The organism is Novosphingobium aquiterrae (genome assembly GCF_042434435.1).
GTDB lineage: Bacteria > Pseudomonadota > Alphaproteobacteria > Sphingomonadales > Sphingomonadaceae > Novosphingobium > Novosphingobium aquiterrae.
In genome coordinates, this window is the sequence record NZ_JBHLTL010000001.1 from 660,370 (window position 1) to 680,869 (window position 20,500).

At 65.1% G+C, this 20,500-nt stretch carries 24 protein-coding genes and 1 pseudogene; 15 read left to right on the forward strand and 10 right to left on the reverse strand.

The window, feature by feature from the left end; all coding sequences use genetic code 11:
- Positions 1–69: 69 nt before the first annotated feature.
- The 4 genes from ACFFF7_RS03185 to ACFFF7_RS03200 form a co-directional block, all read right to left on the reverse strand.
- Entirely contained in the window at positions 70–813 is a 744-nt protein-coding gene (locus tag ACFFF7_RS03185) for a DUF4350 domain-containing protein (protein ID WP_379479908.1), read from the reverse strand.
- A complete protein-coding gene (locus tag ACFFF7_RS03190; RefSeq protein WP_379479909.1) occupies positions 803–1,099 on the reverse strand; it encodes a hypothetical protein in 297 nt (98 codons plus the stop codon). Before ACFFF7_RS03190 ends, ACFFF7_RS03185 begins: the two co-directional genes overlap by 11 nt.
- A gap of 55 nt (positions 1,100–1,154) precedes the next feature.
- Entirely contained in the window at positions 1,155–2,162 is a 1,008-nt protein-coding gene (locus ACFFF7_RS03195; protein WP_379479910.1) for a cysteine synthase A, read from the reverse strand.
- A gap of 68 nt (positions 2,163–2,230) precedes the next feature.
- Positions 2,231–2,548 (reverse strand): 2Fe-2S iron-sulfur cluster-binding protein, encoded by a 318-nt coding sequence (locus ACFFF7_RS03200; protein ID WP_379479911.1) that lies wholly within the window; start codon positions 2,546–2,548, stop codon positions 2,231–2,233.
- A gap of 83 nt (positions 2,549–2,631) precedes the next feature.
- Here ACFFF7_RS03200 and ACFFF7_RS03205 point away from each other — a divergent pair, with 83 nt between their 5' ends.
- The 3 genes from ACFFF7_RS03205 to ACFFF7_RS03215 all read left to right on the forward strand — a co-directional run bounded on the left by ACFFF7_RS03205 (position 2,632) and on the right by ACFFF7_RS03215 (position 4,931).
- On the forward strand, positions 2,632–3,249 hold the full coding sequence (locus ACFFF7_RS03205; RefSeq protein WP_379479912.1) for a DNA-3-methyladenine glycosylase family protein: 618 nt from the start codon (positions 2,632–2,634) through the stop codon (positions 3,247–3,249).
- Between the two features lie 31 nt (positions 3,250–3,280).
- Positions 3,281–4,051: a hypothetical protein gene (locus ACFFF7_RS03210; protein WP_379479913.1), complete on the forward strand. Its 771-nt coding sequence runs from the start codon at positions 3,281–3,283 to the stop codon at positions 4,049–4,051.
- A gap of 82 nt (positions 4,052–4,133) precedes the next feature.
- Positions 4,134–4,931, forward strand: a complete 798-nt coding sequence (locus tag ACFFF7_RS03215; protein ID WP_379479914.1) for an SDR family oxidoreductase — start codon at positions 4,134–4,136, stop codon at positions 4,929–4,931.
- Here the strand turns inward: ACFFF7_RS03215 and ACFFF7_RS03220 are convergent.
- Positions 4,928–5,218 (reverse strand): 4a-hydroxytetrahydrobiopterin dehydratase, encoded by a 291-nt coding sequence (locus tag ACFFF7_RS03220; protein WP_379479915.1) that lies wholly within the window; start codon positions 5,216–5,218, stop codon positions 4,928–4,930. The genes ACFFF7_RS03215 and ACFFF7_RS03220 overlap by 4 nt on opposite strands.
- Positions 5,219–5,265: 47 nt before the next feature.
- On the opposite strand from ACFFF7_RS03220, the gene ccmA reads away from it, so the two are divergent.
- From ccmA to ACFFF7_RS03235, 3 genes are read left to right on the forward strand one after another with little or no spacing between them, the layout of a single operon-like run.
- Positions 5,266–5,844 (forward strand): heme ABC exporter ATP-binding protein CcmA, encoded by a 579-nt coding sequence (ccmA, locus tag ACFFF7_RS03225; protein WP_379479916.1) that lies wholly within the window; start codon positions 5,266–5,268, stop codon positions 5,842–5,844.
- On the forward strand, positions 5,841–6,500 hold the full coding sequence (locus tag ACFFF7_RS03230; protein ID WP_379479917.1) for a heme exporter protein CcmB: 660 nt from the start codon (positions 5,841–5,843) through the stop codon (positions 6,498–6,500). Before ccmA ends, ACFFF7_RS03230 begins: the two co-directional genes overlap by 4 nt.
- A gap of 2 nt (positions 6,501–6,502) precedes the next feature.
- On the forward strand, positions 6,503–6,856 hold the full coding sequence (locus ACFFF7_RS03235) for a hypothetical protein (protein WP_379479918.1): 354 nt from the start codon (positions 6,503–6,505) through the stop codon (positions 6,854–6,856).
- Here ACFFF7_RS03235 and map read toward each other — a convergent pair whose 3' ends face one another.
- Both map and ACFFF7_RS03245 read right to left on the reverse strand, forming a co-directional pair.
- Complete coding sequence (gene map / locus ACFFF7_RS03240) at positions 6,857–7,684, reverse strand: type I methionyl aminopeptidase (RefSeq protein ID WP_379479919.1); 828 nt, start codon at positions 7,682–7,684, stop codon at positions 6,857–6,859.
- 41 nt (positions 7,685–7,725) lie between these two features.
- Positions 7,726–8,550 carry a DUF4163 domain-containing protein gene (locus ACFFF7_RS03245; RefSeq protein ID WP_379479920.1) on the reverse strand — a complete coding sequence of 275 codons (825 nt, stop codon included), beginning with the start codon at positions 8,548–8,550 and terminating at the stop codon, positions 7,726–7,728.
- A 53-nt stretch (positions 8,551–8,603) separates the two neighbouring features.
- Between ACFFF7_RS03245 and ACFFF7_RS03250 the strand changes: the two genes are divergently transcribed.
- Positions 8,604–9,986 carry a leucyl aminopeptidase family protein gene (locus tag ACFFF7_RS03250; RefSeq protein ID WP_379479921.1) on the forward strand — a complete coding sequence of 461 codons (1,383 nt, stop codon included), beginning with the start codon at positions 8,604–8,606 and terminating at the stop codon, positions 9,984–9,986.
- Between the two features lie 4 nt (positions 9,987–9,990).
- Here the strand turns inward: ACFFF7_RS03250 and ACFFF7_RS03255 are convergent, their stop codons facing one another.
- Positions 9,991–11,967, reverse strand: coding sequence for a TIR domain-containing protein (locus tag ACFFF7_RS03255; protein ID WP_379479922.1), 1,977 nt, complete (start codon positions 11,965–11,967; stop codon positions 9,991–9,993).
- A gap of 132 nt (positions 11,968–12,099) precedes the next feature.
- Here ACFFF7_RS03255 and ACFFF7_RS03260 point away from each other — a divergent pair, with 132 nt between their 5' ends.
- From ACFFF7_RS03260 to ACFFF7_RS03275, 4 genes and pseudogenes are all read left to right on the forward strand, one after another.
- A complete protein-coding gene (locus ACFFF7_RS03260; protein WP_379479923.1) occupies positions 12,100–12,504 on the forward strand; it encodes an SH3 domain-containing protein in 405 nt (134 codons plus the stop codon).
- A complete protein-coding gene (argC, locus tag ACFFF7_RS03265) occupies positions 12,501–13,424 on the forward strand; it encodes an N-acetyl-gamma-glutamyl-phosphate reductase (protein ID WP_379479924.1) in 924 nt (307 codons plus the stop codon). The genes ACFFF7_RS03260 and argC overlap by 4 nt, the downstream gene beginning before the upstream one ends.
- Positions 13,425–13,658: 234 nt before the next feature.
- Positions 13,659–14,267 (forward strand): hypothetical protein, encoded by a 609-nt coding sequence (locus ACFFF7_RS03270; RefSeq protein ID WP_379479925.1) that lies wholly within the window; start codon positions 13,659–13,661, stop codon positions 14,265–14,267.
- Between the two features lie 38 nt (positions 14,268–14,305).
- Positions 14,306–14,401: pseudogene (locus tag ACFFF7_RS03275) on the forward strand (N-acetyl-gamma-glutamyl-phosphate reductase); the annotation flags it as partial.
- Between the two features lie 15 nt (positions 14,402–14,416).
- Here the strand turns inward: ACFFF7_RS03275 and ACFFF7_RS03280 are convergent.
- Together ACFFF7_RS03280 and ACFFF7_RS03285 are read right to left on the reverse strand one after the other, a co-directional pair.
- Positions 14,417–14,914, reverse strand: coding sequence for a cupin domain-containing protein (locus tag ACFFF7_RS03280; RefSeq protein WP_379479926.1), 498 nt, complete (start codon positions 14,912–14,914; stop codon positions 14,417–14,419).
- Between the two features lie 42 nt (positions 14,915–14,956).
- Positions 14,957–15,709, reverse strand: coding sequence for an iron-containing redox enzyme family protein (locus ACFFF7_RS03285; protein WP_379479927.1), 753 nt, complete (start codon positions 15,707–15,709; stop codon positions 14,957–14,959).
- Between the two features lie 393 nt (positions 15,710–16,102).
- Here ACFFF7_RS03285 and ACFFF7_RS03290 point away from each other — a divergent pair, with 393 nt between their 5' ends.
- The 4 genes from ACFFF7_RS03290 (at position 16,103) to ACFFF7_RS03305 (ending at position 20,417) form a co-directional block, all read left to right on the forward strand.
- Positions 16,103–16,441 (forward strand): P-II family nitrogen regulator, encoded by a 339-nt coding sequence (locus ACFFF7_RS03290; RefSeq protein ID WP_379479928.1) that lies wholly within the window; start codon positions 16,103–16,105, stop codon positions 16,439–16,441.
- Positions 16,442–16,488: 47 nt separating this feature from the next.
- Positions 16,489–17,898: a type I glutamate--ammonia ligase gene (glnA, locus tag ACFFF7_RS03295; RefSeq protein WP_379479929.1), complete on the forward strand. Its 1,410-nt coding sequence runs from the start codon at positions 16,489–16,491 to the stop codon at positions 17,896–17,898.
- Positions 17,899–18,328: 430 nt separating this feature from the next.
- The gene (locus ACFFF7_RS03300; RefSeq protein ID WP_379479930.1) at positions 18,329–18,904 is read left to right on the forward strand and encodes a lysozyme; all 576 of its coding nucleotides are present in this window, start codon (positions 18,329–18,331) and stop codon (positions 18,902–18,904) included.
- An 88-nt stretch (positions 18,905–18,992) separates the two neighbouring features.
- Positions 18,993–20,417 carry an aldehyde dehydrogenase family protein gene (locus ACFFF7_RS03305; protein WP_379479931.1) on the forward strand — a complete coding sequence of 475 codons (1,425 nt, stop codon included), beginning with the start codon at positions 18,993–18,995 and terminating at the stop codon, positions 20,415–20,417.
- Positions 20,418–20,500: the final 83 nt, after the last annotated feature.

Below are 20,500 nucleotides of genomic sequence, written 5' to 3' on the forward strand. Positions count from 1 at the left end.
TCAGCGGTTTAGCACGCGACTCTGCGATGACGGGCGAAGCAGTCCCGCAATTTCCCGTGACTCGTGGAATCAGTCGTTGATGGCGCGGTCCAGCAACGCTGAAAAGGCCGCGGCACGGCTGCCGTCGGCATCGTCCTGTGCCAGCACTGCAGCATCGGCCAGCGCGGTGACACGGCCCTTGCCAATCCGGCAGGTTGCGAGCAGCCCTTCTCCCTCGACGGAGCAGGTCCCGCCGGATCGCACGGCGAAATGCCCGGACAGGTTGACCGGCAGCGCAATGGCACCGACCCGGATCGTCCTGTCGCCATAGGGCTGGGTTTCATCGAACAACAGGTCGAGTCCCCAGCGCTTCAGGATCGGCGACAGCAGGACCACGGCCTGCGGACGCCGCGGATCACCGATGGCAAAGTTCGATTCCTCGGTCAGCGCCGGATCGGCGAGCAACAACAGGTGCCCCCCGCCGCGCACCCAGTTATCCAGCGCAACATTCTCGTCAGGGCCCAGCGGGCGCGGCTGGGCCAGGATCAGGCGCTTGGTCCGCCCGAGCGGGGCGGCGTCGCCGGGGGCGGCCAGCCGATCGAAAGCCGTGACGGTCCCGCGTTCTGCCAGCACTTTGCGCGCCCAGTGCGGCACCGCCTGCGCCTTGAGAATGGCACCGACGTCCGGATCTTCGCTCCACAGGATCGGCAAGGTGGTGAAAAGGCCCACCGGCCCGCGATCCGCGGCAGAACGCCCGCCTGCCAGCACCGCCGCGCCGACGCCCAGCGCCATGGCGGTCGCGGCTATCAAAACGGTCTTGGGCTTAATTGCCATTCCTGGGCGGCGGCGCCGTGGTGGCGGAAGCCGCGTCATTCGACATTGCCGAGGGCACCACGCCGATATCGGCCAGCGGATCGTTGGCCTTGGTCGCGGCCTCGGGCGAGGCGACGGCAACGGGACGCAGGCCGTCTTCATTCAGGCGCGCGCGATCCTTGATGATATTGGCGAGACCGACAATCAGGACGATCGCGGACAAACCGAACAGGCCGGCCTGCAGCCGCTGAACGGCATAGGCGCGCATTTCCCGCGCATTCGGCGGTGTGTAATGCTGCGGAGCCATCGACTCCAGGACCCGATGTGGCGGTTGTGTAGCCATCGCCGCACTCTTTAGCCGATCAGGTCAGCCAAGGAAAGACCGGCAGACCCTTGGATTTCAGCCATTCCGCATTGTAGAGGCTGGACAGGTAGCGGAATCCGGTGTCGCACAGAATCGTCGCCACCCGCGCGTCGCGGCGACCTTCGGCGACCAGCTGGCGCCCCAATGCCACCGCCCCGGCAACGTTGATGCCCGAGGACAGGCCCAGGCACAGGCCTTCGTCGCGCAGCAACCGGGCGACCCATTCCAGGCCTTCCTCGTCCGAAATGCGGAACTGGGTGTCGATCGGTGCGCCTTCGAGATTGGCGGTGATCCGCCCCTGCCCGATCCCCTCGGCAACCGAAGAGCCCTCCGCCCGCAGTTCTCCGCAGGCGTAATAGTTGAACAGCGCCGCGCCGTGCGGATCGGTCAGCGCGATGCGCACCTTTTCGTCGAAGGCCTTGAGGCCAAGCCCGACCCCGGCGATCGTCCCGCCGGTACCCGCGGCACAGGTGAAGCCATCGATCCGCCCGCCCAGCTGTTCCCAGATTTCCGGCGCGGTGCTTTCGATGTGGGCCTTGCGGTTGGCGATGTTGTCGAACTGGTTGGCCCAAACTGCGCCCGCGGTCTCTTCCGCCAGGCGGCGCGAGGTGTGGACGAAATGCCCGGGGTTGGAGAACGGCGCAGCAGGGACCAGCACCAGCTCGGCACCCAGCGCGCGCAGGGTGTCCATTTTCTCGCGGCTCTGCGTCTCGGGCATGACGATCACCGTCTTGTAGCCCAGCGCATTGGCGACCAGCGCCAGCCCGATCCCGGTGTTGCCGGCAGTGCCTTCGACAATTGTCCCGCCCGGCTTCAGCGTCCCGCGCGCTTCGGCATCGCGGACGATCCACAGCGCGGCGCGGTCCTTGACCGAGGCGCCGGGATTGGCAAATTCGCACTTGCCCCAGATCTCGCACCCGGCGGCCGCGCTGGGCCCCTTGAGCAGAACCAGCGGAGTATTGCCGATCAGATCGAGCGTATCGGTGCGGGAAAGCGGAGCCGTCATGGCCTGAGACTTAGGTATCGCCCTGCCGCTGCGCAAATCAATTGCGCTTGGACCGGGTAAAGCCGAACTCAATCCTCGGGCGCGATCGCGACTTTCAGCCCGTCAAGCGCGTCGGTCAGCTGGATCTGGCACGACAGCCGCGAATTGGCACCGCGGTGGTCCGAACTGTCGAGCAGGTCGTTCTCGTCCTCGCTCATCGCCGGCAGCTTGTCGGCCCATTCGGGGTCGACGTGGACGTGGCAGGTCGCGCAGGAGCAGCACCCGCCGCACAAGGCCAGCAATTCGTCGAAGCCGTTGTCGCGGATCGCTTCCATCACCGACAGGCCGGACGCGGCATCCACCGTCGACTCTTCACCGGCACGATTGACAATAACCAGCTTCGGCATCGCAACTTTCCTTTGCTTGGCGGCTTCCCGCGCTTTGGCCGGGCTGCTAACCGGTCGGCTAATCCTTTGCAAGCGAGAGAACGATGGGGCTGAGCGCAGAACAGATCAAGCAGGGCCTCGATGCGGTCGCGGCGATCGAGCCGGGCATTGCCCGCGCACTGGACAAGGCCGGCTATCCCGAACCGCGCATCCGCGAACGCGGCCACGGCACGATGATGCGCACCATCGTCGGCCAGCAGGTCAGCGTGGCCGCGGCAGCTTCGATGTGGCGCAAGTTCGAGGCTCACGTCGGACCCGAACTGAGCCCGCACCGCGTCCTCGAATCCGATTTCGACACCCTGCGCGCCTGCGGCCTTTCCCGCCAGAAGCAGGGCTATATGCGGTCCTTGTGCGAACTGGTCGCCAGCAATGAACTCAGCTTCGACGCGCTGCCCGCCGACGACGAGGAAGCGATTGCCGAGCTGACCAGGATCAAGGGCATTGGTCGCTGGTCCGCCGAAATCTACCTGCTGTTCGCCGAAGGCCGCCCCGACATCTGGCCGGCGGGCGATCTGGCGGTCCAGGCCGGCTTGGGCAAGCTGCTCGGCCTGGCAGAACGCCCGAGCGAAAAGCTGACCCGCGAACTGGCCGAACCATGGCGCCCCCACCGCGGCGCCACGGCGATCTTCACCTGGCATTGCTATAACAACCCGGCGCTGTAGACTGTCTTTGGGTCGCGCCGGAGGGGGAACCATGGCGCACGTGGCAAGCGAACTGACAGATAGGCCGACGTACACTTTCGCGCAGACCCATCCGGCTGACCGCGACGCCGTGGCTGTCGCCATTGGGCTGTGCTGGTTCGGGCTGCTGGCGGGTTTCATTCCCGACATGCTGCGGCAATTCAACGAAGGCCATGCCTATGTGCCGGCGGCCCATGTCCACGCGGCCTCGGCCTGGGGATGGTTGAGCTTGCTGACATGGCAGGCGTTCAAGGTGCGCAACGGCGATATGGCCGGCCACCAGCGCAACGGCCGCCGCCTTGCACCGATCATCGCCGTTATCCTGGTCATCAGCGCGCTGGTCACGATCTGGACCGCAGACCGCGCAGCTGCGGCGATCAACCCCGCCTACAACCCGGCACGTCTGGCCTTCCAGGTCGGGCATATCATTCCGTTCGCGGTCCTGACCGCAATCGGACTTTCGCGGACGGACCGCCCCGATCTGCACAAGCGGCTGATGCTGCTTGCCGTGTTCGCGATCCTCGATACCGGCATCGCGCGCTGGCTGGGTCCGGGATTGAAAGAGGCGCTGAAGCCAGGCCCGGTCCTGGAGATCCTGGGCCGCTTCCCACTGACTTGGGCCTTGATGGCCGGTATGGCGGTGTTCGACATTCGCACCCGTGGGCGCCTGCATCCGGGCTTCGTCCCCGCAGTGGCGCTGATCCTGGTAACCGAGTTCGGCGCTGCAGCCCTGTTCTTCACGCCTGGCTGGACCCCGATTGCCCGCGGCTTGCTGGGGATCTGACCTGCGCGATTGCCACCGGACGCCTTGCCTGCCACTGTTGCTGACATAAGTGTTAGTGAGATTCGCGAGGGAGAGCTGGGCCATGGCGCAAAAGACCATCTTCATCACCGGTGGCGCATCGGGAATCGGCCGCGCCGTGGCGCAGCGCTTTGCTCGCGAAGGCTGGTTCGTCGGGATCGCCGATGTCAACGAGGCCGGGATGCGCGAAACCGCGGCGCTGCTGCCTTCCGGGATGAGTTCGCTCCACAGGCTCGACGTGCGCGATCGCGCCGCCTGGGACGCTGCGCTGGCCGATTGTGCGGCCGCAGCGGGCGGGCGGATCGACGTGGTGTTCAACAACGCCGGGATTGCGTTGGGCGGACCGCTGATCGAAAATTCGGCGGCGGAAATCGAACGCTGCCTCGACATCAATCTCAAGGGTGTGCTGTTCGGGGCGCAGGCCGCCTACCCTTGGCTTAAGGCCAGCGCGCCGGGATCGTGCCTGCTCAACACCGCCAGCGCCGCCGGGATCTATGGCACGCCGGGCGCTTCGGTCTATTCGGCGACCAAGTTCGGGGTGCGCGCGCTGACCGAAAGCCTCGACGCCGAATGGTTTGCCGATCGCATCAAGGTGGCCAGCCTGATGCCCGCCTTCATCGATACCCCGCTGCTCGATCAGGCGCCGAACCACGCCAGCAATGAAGGGATCCGCGAACGGGTCACCGCCTCCGGGCTGGAGATCACGCCCGTCGGCGCGGTGGCCGATGCGGCCTGGGCTGCGGTCCACGGCGATGCACTGCACGTCCGCGTCGGCAAGACCGCGCACCGTTCGGCCTTCGCCGCGCGCTGGCTCCCCGGAACGATGCGCAAGGGCAGCCGCAAGCGCGCCGCTCTGGCCTAGAGCATCCCTTCGATCGCGCGCGCCATTGCCGCATCGCGCGTGCTCAGCCCACCGGCGTCGTGGGTGGTCAGGGTGATTTGCACCCGGTTGTAGACGTTCGACCATTCGGGGTGGTGATCGACCTTGTCGGCATAGAGCGCGACGCGGGTCATGAAGCCGAAGGCGGCATTGAAATCACCGAATTCGAACGTGCGTTCGATCGCAACGCCATCGCCGCGCAGCGTCCAGCCGGGAAACTCGGCCAACAGCGCGGCCACTTCGGGTTCCGAAAGGCGATGTAAGGGCATGCGGCTCTCCTTGGCAGGAACGCAGCTTTCCCTTATCGCGCCTGCCTATGCAAGGGGCCAGCCTGACAGTCAGCGACATCGCCTGCCGCCGCGGCGACCGCTTGCTGTTCCGCGGGCTGTCCTTCGCGCTGGCCAGTGGCGGCGCGGTGCAGCTGGTCGGGGCCAACGGGATCGGCAAGTCCAGCCTGATCCGCATTCTGGCCGGACTGATGCCGGCCTATGCCGGGTCGGTCGAGCGGAGCGGCGCGGTGGCGCTGCTCGACGAGCGCCCCGCGCTCGATCCGCACCTGCCGCTGGGGCGAGCGCTGGCCTTCTGGCAGAAACTCGACGGGCCGGAAGACAACCAGGCGGCGCGGCTCGGACTGGCCGACCTGATCGACGTGCCGGTGCGCTATCTCTCGACCGGGCAGAAGAAGCGCGCCGCGCTCGCCCGGCTGATCGGCCAGCGCGCGCTGCTGTGGTTGCTCGACGAGCCGCTCAACGGGCTGGATTCCAAAGGAATGGCACTGGTCGAGGAACTGGCGGCGGAGCATTGCCACGGCGGCGGGATCTGCGTGGTGGCATCGCACCAGCCGTTTGGGTTGGCGGGGATGACGCAGATCGACCTCAAGGATTTCGCGGCGTGAGCGTCCTCCTCACCCTGCTCGCCCGCGACCTGCGCCAGCTGCTGCTCGGCGGGCGGCGCGGGGGGACGCTGCTGCCGGTGCTGTTCTTCCTTGCCGTGGCGATGCTTTATCCCTTCGCGGTCGGACCCGATGCGCCGGTGCTGGCGCGGACCGGCGGCGGGGTGCTGTGGGTCGCCGCACTGCTCGCCGCGATCCTGCCGCTCGACCGGCTGATCGAGCCCGACCTGGAACTGGGCCTGTTCGACCAGTGGGCGCTGCGCGGGGTCGCCGAGGAAGCGGTGGTCGCGGTGCGGGTGCTGGCCCACTGGCTCAGCTTCGCGCCGCCGCTGATGCTCGCCGCCCTGCCCGGCGCGGCGCTGGTCGGGATCGACGGACCGACCCTGCGCACGGTTGAGCTGGGCCTGCTGCTCGGCACCCCGGGCCTCGCCGCGCTCGGCGTCACCGTCGCCGCGCTGACCGCCGGCCTGCGCGGCGGCGCGGCGCTTGGCGGCCTGCTGGTGATCCCGCTGGCGGTGCCGCTGCTGGTCTTCGGCGCGGGGAGCCTGGCGACCGGCGGGACAAGCGGGCTTGCGCTATGCGGCGCAGTGAGCCTGGTGCTGCTGGCGATTGCGCCCTTTGCGGGCGGCGCGGCGATCAGGGCTGGGCGGGGGAACTGAAGGTGAAATGGCTTGATGAGCAAAGGGCGCTTTATCAGACTTTAGGCCCTCTGAGGTTCGTGGGAATATACACCGCAATCAGCGTCTATTTGGTTGCCTTTGTCTGGCTGCTGATATGGCTCTCGGATGAAACAGGCTGGCCTGAAGCTTATGGTTCACGCTGCCACGGCCGAGGCTGTTGGCCAACGTACCTGTGGCATAGCTTCGGGCTGCTCAACGGAGCGACGGGATACGAGATTGCTCTGTTCGCGTTGCTTTGGCACCTGCCGGTGATTGTCGGATCAATTATCGCAGTCGTGTTAGTTCGGCGTGGGCTGAACCGTCGTCGCAATCGCATTCATCCAATGGACGATTGATCAGGCGTAAGGCGGCCTATCCAACCCCTTCGGGCTCGCAGTAAAAATTTCGCAGCCGTCCTCGGTAATCCCGATCGAATGCTCGAACTGCGCCGAGAGCGAGCGGTCGCGCGTTACCGCGGTCCAGCCGTCTTCCATCATCCGCACCCCCGGCTTGCCCAGGTTGATCATCGGCTCAATGGTGAAGAACATCCCCGACTTCAGCTCCGGCCCGGTCCCGGCGCGGGCGGCGTGGACCACTTCGGGGGCGTCGTGGAACAGGCGGCCGAGGCCGTGGCCGCAAAACTCGCGCACCACGCCGTAGCGGTGCTTTTCGGCATGGGCCTGGATCGCCGCGCCGATATCGCCCAGCCGCGCGCCGGGCTTGGCCTTGTCGATCCCGATCATCAGGCATTCGTAGGTCACGTCGATCAGCCGCCTGGCCTTGAGCGGCACGTCGCCGACCAGGTACATCCGGCTGGAATCGCCGTGCCAGCCATCGAGCAGCGGGGTCACGTCGATGTTGATGATATCCCCGTCGCGCAGCACCTTGTCGCCCGGGATGCCGTGGCAGATCACCGCGTTGACCGAGGTGCAGCACGAATGGGTATAACCGCGATAACCCAGCGTCGCCGGAACCGCGCCGCCGTCCAGCGTCATCTGCCGCACCACGTCGTCGATCTGCCCGGTGGTCACCCCCGGCTGGACCAGATCGACCATCGCGTCGAGGATTTGGGCGGCGAGCCGACCGGCCTTGCGCATCCCTTCGAAGCCCGAAGGCCCGTGCAGCTTGATCGTGCCGTCACGCAGCTGCGTATCGGCTTCGGTAACGGTCTGGTACATGGTCATGCCCGCCTATGTAGCGGACGAAGGGCCAAATTGCGAGGGGGTCAGCGCCCCGCCGCAAAGGCCGTGCGGTATTCGGGCCTGACGACCTTGAGCACCGCATCGGTCACCGGCACGGTCACTTCGTAATTGCCCTCGGCATAGGGGCCCGCCTCGTAAGGCCCGACCAGCACGCCGATGCGGGTGAAGTGCGCCTTGTCGCTCGAGCCGAGGATCAGCACCGATTTGACCGGATCGAGGCATTCGCTGAACGGATCGCCGCTGTCGCGCTTGATCGTCCCGCCCCGGCGCTTTTCCCGCTGGCGGTCGAGCGCGTCGCAGAACGGGCCGCGGATTGCTGCCGACAGCGCCGCGGGTGAGGTGAACAGGTCGAGCGCGGCGCGGCGCTTGTCTGCCGCCTTGTCCCACAGCAGCGCGCCGAAGAACGGATTGCCGTGCGCCCCGCCGGTATATTCCCAGCGCTGCGCCGAAAGCGAAAGCCAGCCGGGCAGGTCGGTCACCACCTGCCACTTCGTCGAATGGGCATAGGCGTGATAGGGAAACCCGCCCTTCTTGGTCTCCGTCTGCCACGCCTTCGCGCCTTCGATCAGCTTGGCCTTCTGCGCCGCCAGATCGCCTTCGAGCCAGGCCTTGAGCGCGGGGATCCCGCCGGCCGCGGCAGGCCAGGCATAGTCGAATTCATAGAGGTCGTTCTTCTCCGAAACCGCCATGGCCGATCCGGCGCTGGTGGCGGAACTGGCGGCCTCGCTGGCGCTGGCGACGGGTGCGGCCTGACTGGGGGCAGCCGTGGTCGCGGCCTGCTCGGGCGCGCTTTGCCCCTTGCACGCGGCGAGCAGCAGCACGGCGATCACGATCGGGCTGGAACGCATGGGTACAATTCCTCTCGCACAAGCCGCGCCGCTGCGGCTAAGGATGGGCCAGCATGACCGACAAGAACGCCTTGATCCAGCCCGACCGCGACCAGACCGCGATTGCCATCCACCTGATCGACAAGGGCGGCCTCGACGCTTTCGTCAAAACGCTGTCGGCACCGCAGCGTTCCGCGCTGGAAGCACAAAAGTTCGCCGCCGATGGCTTTTCCCACGCGATCCTGCCCGATGGCGACGGATGGTGCGTGGTCGCCGGCGTGGCCAATAAGGACAGTCTGTCGAGCTGGTGCCTGGCCCGACTGGCCGAGGTCCTGCCCGCCGGAACCTATCGGCTGAGCAGCGGTGATCCCGGCCCCGGGCTGCACGGCTGGGTGACCGGGCAATACCGCTTCGACCGCTATCGCAGCGACAGCGAGCCCGATGGGCCGCGCGTGCTGCTGACCAAGGCGGTCAAGGCGATCGAACCTGCGCTGGCCGAGGCAGCGGCGGTGGCGCTGGTCCGCGATCTGGTCAATACCCCCGCTGAAGACATGGGCCCGGCCCAGCTGGAACAAGAGGCCCAGCTAATCGCCAAGGCCCATCACGCAGAATTCAAGGTCACCACCGGCGACGCGCTGGAGCGCGGCTTTCCGATGGTCCACGCGGTCGGCCGCGCCGCTTCGCGCCACCATGCCCCGCGGCTGATCGAACTGCACTGGGGCGATCCCAAGCATCCGAAGATTGCGCTGGTCGGCAAGGGGGTGTGCTTCGATTCGGGCGGGCTCGACATCAAGCCGTCGAGCGGAATGCTGCTGATGAAGAAGGACATGGGCGGTGCGGCCCACGCCCTGGCGCTGGCCAGGCTGGTCATGCAGCACAAGCTGAAGGTTCGGCTCCATTTGCTGATCCCTGCGGTCGAGAACGCCATATCCGGCAATGCCTTCCGCCCTGGCGACGTGCTGCGCAGCCGCAAGGGCCTCAGCGTCGAGATCGGCAATACCGACGCCGAAGGGCGGCTGGTGCTGGGCGATGCGCTGGCCCGGGCGGGTGAGGAAGAGCCCGAACTGGTGATCGATTTCGCCACCCTGACCGGCGCTGCGCGGGTCGCGGTTGGCCCGGATCTGCCCGCGCTGTTTACCCGGCGCGATGAAACGGCGGCGCAGATGCTGGCCTGCGGCACGGCGGCGGACGATCCATGCTGGCGGTTGCCGCTGTACGACGGCTACAAGGACTACCTCAAGAGCGACATCGCCGATCTGGGCAACGCCGGGGGCAACGGCTTTGCCGGGGCCAGCGTGGCGGCGATGTTCCTTGACCGGTTCGTCTCCGAAGGCGTGGACTGGGCCCATTTCGACACCTTCGCCTGGCGTCCCGCGGCCAAGCCGGGCCGGCCCAAGGGCGGCGACGCGCTGGGCTTGCGTGCGGCGTGGGGATTGCTCAAGGCGCGCTACGGCTAGCGCATCATCCGCCGGTGAAGCCGGCCCAGCCAGCCGGACTTGCCGGGCACTTCCAGCGCAGCCCCGGCTCGGCGCAGAAATCGGGCAGCTGCGCCAGACGGGCCCAGACCACCGGCAGGCGCTGCTGGCGCACGAACCGGGCAAAGCGCGGATCGGCGCGAAACGGTGCCATGAAATCCGAAAACCAGCTGAAGCCATAGTGTTCAGCCATCGGCGGCAGAGCCAGCGCGATCCGGTAGGCCGCGTCGATCTGGCCAAGCTGGACCAGGTTGCGCACCGCCAGCACCTTGGCCCGGTCGGGCAAAGCCTCCGCCGCGGCAGCGATGTCCGCGGCGTGCTTTGCGGCCTGGTTCGGGGCCAGCCGTGCCGCGACAAAGGGCCGCCAGACCTCGGGAAATTCGAAGCGGTAGTCGGGATGCGCCGCCGGATCGCTTAGCGCCGCCAGCGCCGCTGCCGGATCGTTCAGCCGCGCAGCGATCTCGAAGCGGAGCAGCGCGGTATAGAATTCGCCGGGCAGGTTCTGCCGGGCGTCGGCCAGCACTTTCAGCGCCAACGTCAGGCGGCCGTTGAAGGCATAGCCTTCGGCGAGGTTGGCTTGGTTGAGCCGCGAGAACGGATCGAGTTTCGCGGCCACTTCGCTCTCGCGCAGTGCCTCGGCCGCCATGCCCAGATTGCCCAGCACGACCGACAGGTGCATGTGTAGCTCACTGGTGCTGGGATCGGCAGCGATGCCCTTCCGCGACATGGCGATGCTCTCCGGAAAACCGTCGAGACCGCGGTTGTTCTCGGACAGGACGAAATAGGCCACGCCGATCCCCGGATCCAGTTCGAGCGCCTTGCGCGCCTCGTTCTGCGCACGGGTGACAACCTCGGCCCATTGGCTTCTCGGCACGCCGGAATAGATGCCTTTTCCCCAATATATCGCTGCGGCGTACATCCCGCGGGCTTGGGCAAAGTCAGGGCGGCGGGCGACCACCTGCTCCAGATAGCCGCGCGCGGTCGGCCAGTCGGTGTGATAGCTTTCGCAGCCCGAAAGGAACAACTTGAGCGTTGCCTGGTCGATGTCTGATGGGCGCTTCGAGCGCGAACCGAAGGCGCAGATCAGCACTTCGGCAATCTTGCCCGCCATCTGCAGGCGCAATGTCCGCGCCTCCGCTGCCGGGGCTTCGAATTCGCGCGACCACAGGATCGAACCGCTGTCGGCGTCGACCAGCCTGACCGTGGCATGCATCTGCCCGGCGTTTGACTGGGCATTGCCGGTGACGGCAAAGCCCGATGCCTTGCGGCCCTGGCCAGGTTCGCTGGCCTCGGTGAAATCGAGCGTCGTGTCGTTGCCGACCACGATCCGCGCCAGGTCGGTCGACAGGCTTTCGCTCAGCAACCGGGCATCGCCGTCTCCCGCGGCGAATTTCAGCGACTGAACCATCACGTGCGGCGCGGCCGGAGCCCGGTGGAACAGTGTCCATCCGCCCAGGGCGGCGACCACCGCGGCCGCGCCCAGTGCAGGCAGCGTCCATCGCCGCAGAGATCGCGGCGCCGGCGAAACCGGGCCAGGCACCACGGCCAATCGCGGGTCGTCGGTGCCGCGGCGGACAACCTGGCGGACATCCTCGACCACGCCGCGCCAGACCGGATCGTCCGCCGCACCGTGCCATGCGGCAAGATCGGCGGTCTGGATCAGTTCGAACATGATCGGGCGCTTGCACGGCTCGATCATTACCGGCACCAGCTTGTTCAGCCGCTCACCTTCGGTCGCTTCGGCGCGGACCCAGCGCGATTCCACCGAATGCTGCGACCACAGCACGACAACCGAGCGGGCATCGGCCAGCGCCTGCTCGGTCACCGCGTCATAGTGCTCGCCCGATCGCAGCGCGGTGTCCCACCACACGGTGAGCCCCGCAGCGGCGAAGGCGTCGGCAAATTGCCTGGCCCGCGCGGCGTCCTGACGGTTGTAGGATAAAAAGACGTCGGGCCTTGCCACGGCGGTCCCCCCAGTGCCGAAATGGTCGGTCAGATCGCCCGCCAAGGCAAGGGAATTGTCCGCAATGCAGCCACCCTACGGTTGCAGCGCCAGGCATTTCCGCGCAGAATTGGCGCGGGGGACAGGCGCACCATGGATAACTTGCTAGTGGGGGCCAGCGGCGCTAATCGCCCGATCTTCCGTTTCGAGGGGCCGAATACCTTGCCAGCCAGCGCCATCCCGACCGAACAATTGCGGCTTTCCGGGCCGAGCGAGAAGCTTGACGCGCCGCACTGGCCGGTGCGCGGCGATCTGGCCCACATCCGCCTGGCCGGCCGTGTCTTCGTGCCGCATTATGCCGTGCCGATGGAACGTCAGATCGTGCCCGCCGGGGCCAAGCTGTTCGCGCTGAACAGCAAGGAATCCGAAGTGCGCGCAACGCTGGGCGGCAACAGCCTGTTCAACGTGCTGGACGTGACCGGCGGCTGGGCCTGGGGCCAGGTCGGCGAGGATGGCTTTGTCGGCTATGTGCCGGTTGAGGCGCTTTCGGCGGGATGACCAGCCGGGTTTTCATCGACGGCGCCGCCGGAACCACGGGCCTTGAAATCGTCGAGCGGCTCGCCCCGCGCAGCGAATTCGAACTGATCCTGCTCGACGACGACCAGCGCAAGAGTACCGAGGCCCGCCGCGAGGCCTATCACGCTGCGGACTTTGCCGTGCTGTGCCTGCCCGACGAGGCCGCGGTCGAGGCGGTCGCGCTGGCCGAGGGTAGCGCGGTCCGCATCGTCGATGCTTCCAGCGCGCACCGCGTTTCACCGGGCTGGACCTATGGCTTTCCCGAACTGGTCGGCCGCGACAAGGTCGCCGCGGCCAGCCGCGTTTCCAATCCCGGCTGCTATCCCACCGGATTCCTGTCCCTGCTTGCCCCGCTGGTGCGCAAGGGCCTGCTGCCGGGCGACTGGCCCTACACCTGCCACGCCGTCTCGGGCTATTCGGGCGGCGGCAAGGCGCTGATCGCGCGATTCGAGGCGGACGGCGACATTGCCTTTCGCGACTATGGCCTGGCCATGGGCCACAAGCACGTTCCCGAAATGCAGAAGTACGCCGGCCTCGCCCATGCCCCGCTGTTCGCCCCCGCGGTGGTCGCGGCGCACCGCGGGATGGTGGTCGAAGTGCCACTGCATCTGGGCGCAATGGCCCACGCCGCGCCGACCGACGGACTGCGCGACTGCCTGGTCGATTTCTATGCCGGATCGCCGGTGGTCCGGGTGCACGAGGAGACCCCGGACGAGCTTCTGCTGCGCGCCTCGGCCAAGCCGTCGGACCGGCTCGACCTCTACGTCTTCGGCAGCCGCGACGGCAGCCAGGCCCGGCTGGTGGCGGTGCTCGACAACCTGGGCAAAGGCGCCAGCGGCGCGGCGGTGCAGAGCCTCAACCTGATGGCCGGACTGGCGGAAACTGCGGGCCTGGTGCTGTAAGCCCATCGCCGCGACCCCGGCCTGCCCGCAATGGATCGCGCTGACGCGCAATTCTGCCGTTGGCAGCGGAACGTCCTGTTCTCAAACGCCTCTTCGGCCAATTTGTTTACGTCCTGCCTTTAGAATTGCCCCACGATTTGGCATGTTGGCGAGCTGGGCGTGGAGGGGATCGTGGGACTTTGGGTTGCAAGCAGGACGAATCGCAAGGCGCTTATGGCGGGCGCCTGCTTCGCGATGCTGCTGTCCGTCACTGCCTGCCAGAAAGCAGATAAAAAGCGTGCCGCAAAGGCTGAAGTTGAGCCTTCCCCAAAGGTCCACGCTACCGCCGGAGCAAGTTCTATGGCCGATGAAGTCTCCTGGTACCAAAGGGCCATCCGGATTCCCACCGTTCCTCCCGACCCGGACTGGAAATGGACCAAGCGCCTCTGGCCAAATGGCGGCTGGACCGTGCAAAACGAGCGCGCTGGCTGGACAGTCCACGTTAATTCCCCTGGTTCGCGGGACAACATGACGTTTATAGATTTTCTTGATACAAATGATAAATTATTAAAATCATATGCAATTGAAGAATTCTCAAATATAAGAGTCTCGAAATTCACAAATCTTCGCGCGTCGAAATTCAAACTAATATTCAGAATAGTTTCAATAATGACTGTTTCTGGCAAAGTTGGAATAGATTATAGCCTGGAAGACGAATCAAATGACAACAGCGGAATTGACGTTGATGATTTGGCAAAGGTGATATCGATGCTATCTGTTCGAGAGGGCGTGGATCAGGATCAATATGAGATACTGTATGACAAGCCCCGGAGGGAGAAGGGAGAGTCGACAAGGTATTGGTGATATCGATGCAGAAATAACCGGATTTCTCAAATCGCATGATGCTCGACAACCTCGGCAAGGGTGCCAGCGGCGCGGCGGTACAGAGCCTCAACCTGATGGCCGGACTGGCCGAGACGGCGGGGCTGGCGCTCTGATCGGATGGCCGGGCGTCAGACCTGCTCTTTCACGTCGGCACCCTTGACGGCCAATCGCGTCCGTTTGTCATAATCGCCCAGAACCGCTTTGGTGAGCCCGAAATCGGTGACCGCCAATATCACCAGGTCGTCAGTTGGCGACAGATTCCGAGACTGGTGGAAGGCCCACCGCGGGACAAAGGCCACCCCGCCCGCCTCAAGCGCCAGCACGTCTTCGCCAATCTGCACCTCTGCTTTGCCGCTGATCACATAAAAAAGCGACTCATGGGCATGCCGGTGCAGCTCGTTGTTCTTCCCGGGCGCGATCCGCACCACGCGCGGGTCGAACACCTGCGTACCGGCAAAGTCCAGCACATCAACCGAGAAATCGATAGCCAAGCGTTCGTTGCGATTGCGATAGATCTCCCGGTTGCCGGTCAGAATGTTTGCGTGAAATTCGCTCGGCGGGCGATCCGCGGCAAGCGGCTTTCGCGCCTCGATGTTGTCGATGATGGAAACGACGTCAGGGTTCATGGAATAATCCTGTCAGTTGCGAAAACGTTTGGGCGGCCGCGGCTAGGCAGCTTCGGCATGATCGAAGCGCGATAGCGCCCGTCCGTAAAGCCAATCCCAGTAAGCCGATCGCAATGACAACGCCTTGATCATGCCTTTGCGCAGTTCGCCCTTGCCCGCCGGGGTGTCGGCAAAGCTGCGCGAGATTTCCTCGAGTGCTTCCTGGTGGTGATCGTCCACCGCCGTGTGCAACGGGAAGAACACCGTATCGCGCGGAGCAAGCGACGAGCGGGCCAGCGCCTTCACAAATGGCCCGTAGATCGTGCTCACGATGTTTTCAGTCCCAAGCCCAAGGGCCCCCAATGCTTCGGCTGCTGAACCGAAGGTAAGGGTCGCGAGGAAAGATTCGCGCCAGCAGACAAGTTCGACAGCGTCGTTTTCGGGCGCATAAGGCGCGACGATTCCGGTCGCCTCACGGAACCGGCGGAACAGCAGGGGATGCGGAATGCCTTCGATCCACTCGCGCTCGATTCCGATCGCGGCCAGCTCGGCATATTCGTCTTCATCATAGACACCTGACTCTTCGGTCAGGTTCTGCAGCAGGCTGGCCCGGTGGGCGGGCACTTCGAGCCGCGAGATGACTGCGGTCAGATAGCGCGGAAAGTTGATCGAGTAGCCGTAATAGTTTTCGGCAAAATCGCGCAGAAGCCAGTCGACATCGGCACCTTCTCCCTCTGCCAGCAGCCTTAGATAGGGGTGATTTACCGCGCGGTGATTCAACGCTTCTTCGACAAGATCCGTTATTGAAACAGGCACATATCCTCCGTAGTCGTTCGAGGTTCAAGCCTGGACAGGCAGGCTTGCAACCGGTCCGGGGAGCTATCCCGGATCGCAATCGCATGGGACCATTGGCGGAGTACCGGTACAATTCGGAACATGGCCCTTGCGGGTTCGATCACATGGAGTGCCTAAAAACTGGGCAGTTGCTGCCGAAGAATTAGGCAAGTCCGTGGCGGCCTGCGCGTGTCAATGTTGCGCATGCCCCGCCTCAGTGATTCATATATTGCGATTCCGGCCTTTTCCCGCCTTCGCACATCGCCTAGGGCCGCTGCACGAGTGCTGGCACGATTCTTGAACCATCAGATTCGTGAGGCAGATGGACTGGCCGGCCCGCAATCGCGGTGCCGGTTTGCTGCGCGGGGGACCCACGTGAAAAAGATCGAAGCGATCATCAAGCCGTTCAAGCTCGACGAAGTGAAGGAAGCGCTTCACGAAGTCGGCGTGTCCGGGATCACTGTTACCGAAGCCAAGGGCTTCGGCCGCCAGAAGGGCCACACCGAGCTCTATCGCGGTGCCGAATACGTCGTCGATTTTCTGCCCAAGGTGAAGCTTGAAGTGGTCGTGCCCGACAGCCTGGCCGAACGCGTGGTCGAAGCAATCGCCGGCGCGGCGCAGACCGGACGCATCGGCGACGGCAAGATTTTTGTAATCCCGGTGGAAAGCGCGCTGCGCATCCGCACCGGCGAACGCGACGACGACGCAATCTGATTACCCGGCTTCCGGGACCGTAAATCCAGACAAAGGAAACTAGTGAAATGGCCAAGGCGAAGGACATCATCAAGCGTATCAAGGACGAAGAGATCGAGTGGGTTGACCTGCGCTTCACCGACCCCAAGGGCAAGTGGCAGCACCTGACTATGGTTTCGTCGGTGATGGGCGAGGACGAGCTGGAAGACGGCCTGATGTTCGACGGATCGTCGATCGAAGGCTGGAAGGCGATCAACGAATCCGACATGATCCTGAAGCCCGACCTCGACTCGGTGTTCATCGATCCGTTCAGCGCGACCCCGATGATGATCATCAACTGCGACATCGTCGAACCGTCAACCGGCGATCTTTACAGCCGCGATCCGCGCTCCACCGCCAAGCGCGCCGAGGCCTATGTCAAGGCAAGCGGCGTGGGCGATACCGTCTATGTCGGGCCCGAAGCCGAATTCTTCATGTTCGACGACGTGCGCTTTTACGACGGCTATGACGGCAACGGTTTCAAGCTTGACGACATCGAGCTGCCGACCAATTCGGACACCAAGTACGAAGCCGGCAACCTGGCCCACCGTCCGCGCGCCAAGGGCGGGTACTTCCCGGTCGCCCCGGTCGACAGCGCCGTCGACATCCGCGGCGAGATGGTCGCGACCATGCTGGAAATGGGCCTGCCCTGCGACAAGCATCACCACGAAGTCGCCAGCGCGCAGCACGAACTGGGGCTGACCTTCGGCACCCTGGTGCAGACCGCCGACCGTATGCAGGTCTACAAGTATGTCGTCCACCAGGTCGCCCAGGCCTATGGCAAGACCGCGACCTTCATGCCCAAGCCGATCATGAAGGACAACGGATCGGGGATGCACACCCACATCTCGATCTGGGAAGGCGGCAAGCCGCTGTTCGCCGGCAACGGTTATGCCGGCCTGTCCGACATGTGCCTGTATTTCATCGGCGGCGTGATCAAGCACGCCAAGGCATTGAACGCCTTCACCAACCCGACCACCAACAGCTACAAGCGCCTGGTCCCGGGTTACGAAGCCCCGGTGCTGCTGGCCTATTCGGCGCGCAACCGCTCGGCCTCGTGCCGCATCCCCTATGGTGCGGGCGACAAGGCGAAGCGGGTTGAGTTCCGCTTCCCCGATGCGATGGCCAACCCTTACCTGTGCTATTCGGCGCTGCTGATGGCCGGGCTCGACGGGATCAAGAACAAGATCCACCCGGGCGAGGCGATGGACAAGAACCTCTACGATCTGCCCCCGGCCGAACTGGCCCAGGTGCCGACCGTGTGCGGGTCTTTGCGCGAAGCACTGGAAAGCCTGGAAGCCGACTATGACTTCCTGCTCCAGGGCGGGGTGTTCACCAAGGACCAGATCGAATCCTACATCGAACTGAAGTGGCCCGAAGTGCTGCGCTGGGAAACCACGCCTTCGGCCGTCGAGTTCGACATGTATTACAGCTACTGACAAGCAGCTGAAATCACCGAGGGGGCGTCCGGAGCAATCCGGGCGCCCTTTTCTGTTAGGGGCAATTTATTGCGCGGACCGGTCGAATTGCGCAGCGATGCTGTCACGCACCGAGCCAGTGCCGAAATCATACGTATACGCACGATGAAATCGTTTTGCATGCACCCCTGTGCTGCCTAAGCGGCGCGCTTTCCGAGAGGGGCTGATGGTCGCTGTAACGGCTGACCGGTCCGGATAACGGCCTCTGCTGCACCATTCCATTGGCGGATCCCGTCTGGGTTGCTGCTTCAGAGTACGTTTCCGCCCTTCGGGTCGCACCAGGGCCAGCCTTCGGGCTGGTCCTGGATTCGACATCCAGGACCAGAAATCATTTTCCTACATCGCCCAAGGCTGCCTAGTTGGCGGGCCTGCAGTTACACGGCGAGGCTCCATGGACTTTTCACTCGACTTCTTCTCCGCGCTGCGGCGGATGAAGGCGCGCCGGCTGGCCGCTGCGCCTGCGCCAGTGCCGGATCATGGCGGGTTTTGCAGCGCAGAAACCCTTCCAACGTCAATCGGTCCAGCCGGGCTGGCGCTTATCAAGACCTTCGAAGGCTGCGCAAAGCGGCGGCAGGACGGTCGGTTCGAGGCCTATCCCGATCCTGGTACCGGCGGTGATCCCTGGACCATCGGCTGGGGCGCGACCGGCAAGGACATCGTTCCCGGCCTGATCTGGACCGAGGAGCAGTGCGATGCCCGGCTGGCGCGCGACATTGTCCGCTTCAGTGCCGAAGTGGCCCGCGCCCTGTCCGGGGCGGCAACCAGCCAGGCCCAGTTCGACGCGCTGGTCAGCTTTCACTACAACACCGGCGCAATCGCCCGGGCCACCCTGACCCGATTGCACCGCGGCGGCGATCATGCCGGTGCGGCGGCCGAATTCGGCAAGTGGGTTCACGCCGGAGGCAAGCGGCTCAACGGACTGGTTCGGCGCCGGGCTGCCGAAGCGGCGCTGTACCGGGGCAAGTGACCCGGACAACATCAATTGCATCTTGCAATCTGCCCCGCAGGCTCCGACATAGAGAAAAATTAATCGTCCAGTTAAAGGAGATTCGAGGATGCGCGAGCGGCTGCAACATTACATCGACGGCAAGTGGGTGGACAGCGAAGGCGGCGCCCGCCGTGAAGTCATCAATCCCGCCACCGAAGAGGCCTGCGCGGTCATTTCGGTCGGTACCAAGGCCGATGTCGACAAGGCCGTGGCGGCCGCCCGCCGCGCTTTCAAGTCGTACAGCCAGACCACGCGCGAAGAGCGCCTGGCCCTGCTCGAACGCATCGTCGAGGAGTACAAGAAGCGCGCGCAGGACCTGGCCCAGTCGATGGCCGAGGAAATGGGCGCACCGCTGTCCTTCGCGCTGACCGCGCAGGTCGGGGCCGGGATCGGCGGCTTCATGTCGACGATCGAAGCGCTGAAGAACTTCGACTTCATGGAAGACGGCCCGGGCTACAAGGTCGCTTACGAGCCGATCGGCGTGGTCGGCATGATCACCCCGTGGAACTGGCCGCTCAACCAGATCGCGCTCAAGGTCGCGCCGGCACTGGCCGCGGGCGACACCATGGTGCTCAAGCCTTCGGAAGAATGCCCGACCAACGCGGCGATCTTTGCCGAAATCCTTGACGCGGCGGGCGTGCCGCCGGGCGTGTTCAACCTGGTCAACGGCGATGGACCGACCACCGGCACCGCCATTTCCAGCCACCCCGACGTTGAAATGGTCAGCTTTACCGGATCGACCCGCGCCGGGATCCAGGTGGCGATTGCCGCCGCCCCGACCGTCAAGCGCGTCCACCAGGAACTGGGCGGCAAGTCGCCAAACCTGGTCCTGCCCGACGCCGACCTGGCAACCCATCTGGCTCCGGTCGCCATGGGTCCGCTGATCAACACCGGCCAGTCGTGCATCTCGCCGACCAAGGTACTGGTCGCCAAGGACCGCGAGGCCGAAGTCGTCGGCTTCTACAAGGCGATGTATTCGGCCACCCCGGTCGGCGATCCGATGGCCGAGGGCAATCACCTGGGCCCGGTGGTCAACAAGGCCCAGTACGACAAGGTCAAGGACCTGATCCAGTCGGCGATCGACCAGGGCGCCAAGCTGGAAACCGGCGGCACCGACCTGCCCCCGGGGGTCAACCGCGGCTACTTCATCCAGCCGACCGTGTTCTCCGGCGTGACCGCCGACATGCGGATCGCGCAGGAGGAAATCTTCGGTCCGGTGGCGACGATCCTGACCTACGACAGCCTGGAAGACGGGATCGAGATGGCCAATGCCACCGAATACGGCCTTTCTGCAGCGATCACCGGCGATCCGGCCAAGGCCGCGGGCGTGGCGGGCAAGCTGCGCGCCGGCATGGTCGCGATCAACAACTGGGGTCCCAGCCCGGGTGCGCCGTTCGGCGGCTACAAGCAGTCGGGCAACGGCCGCGAGGGCGGCCTGGCCGGCCTCAAGGACTTCATGGAAATGAAGGCGATTTCCGGCCTGCCGGCCTGATCACGCTTTCCTGACATGAAACAAGACCCCTTCCCGCCCGCGCGGGGAGGGGTTTTGCTTTGCCCGGCGGGCTTGCTCGCCAC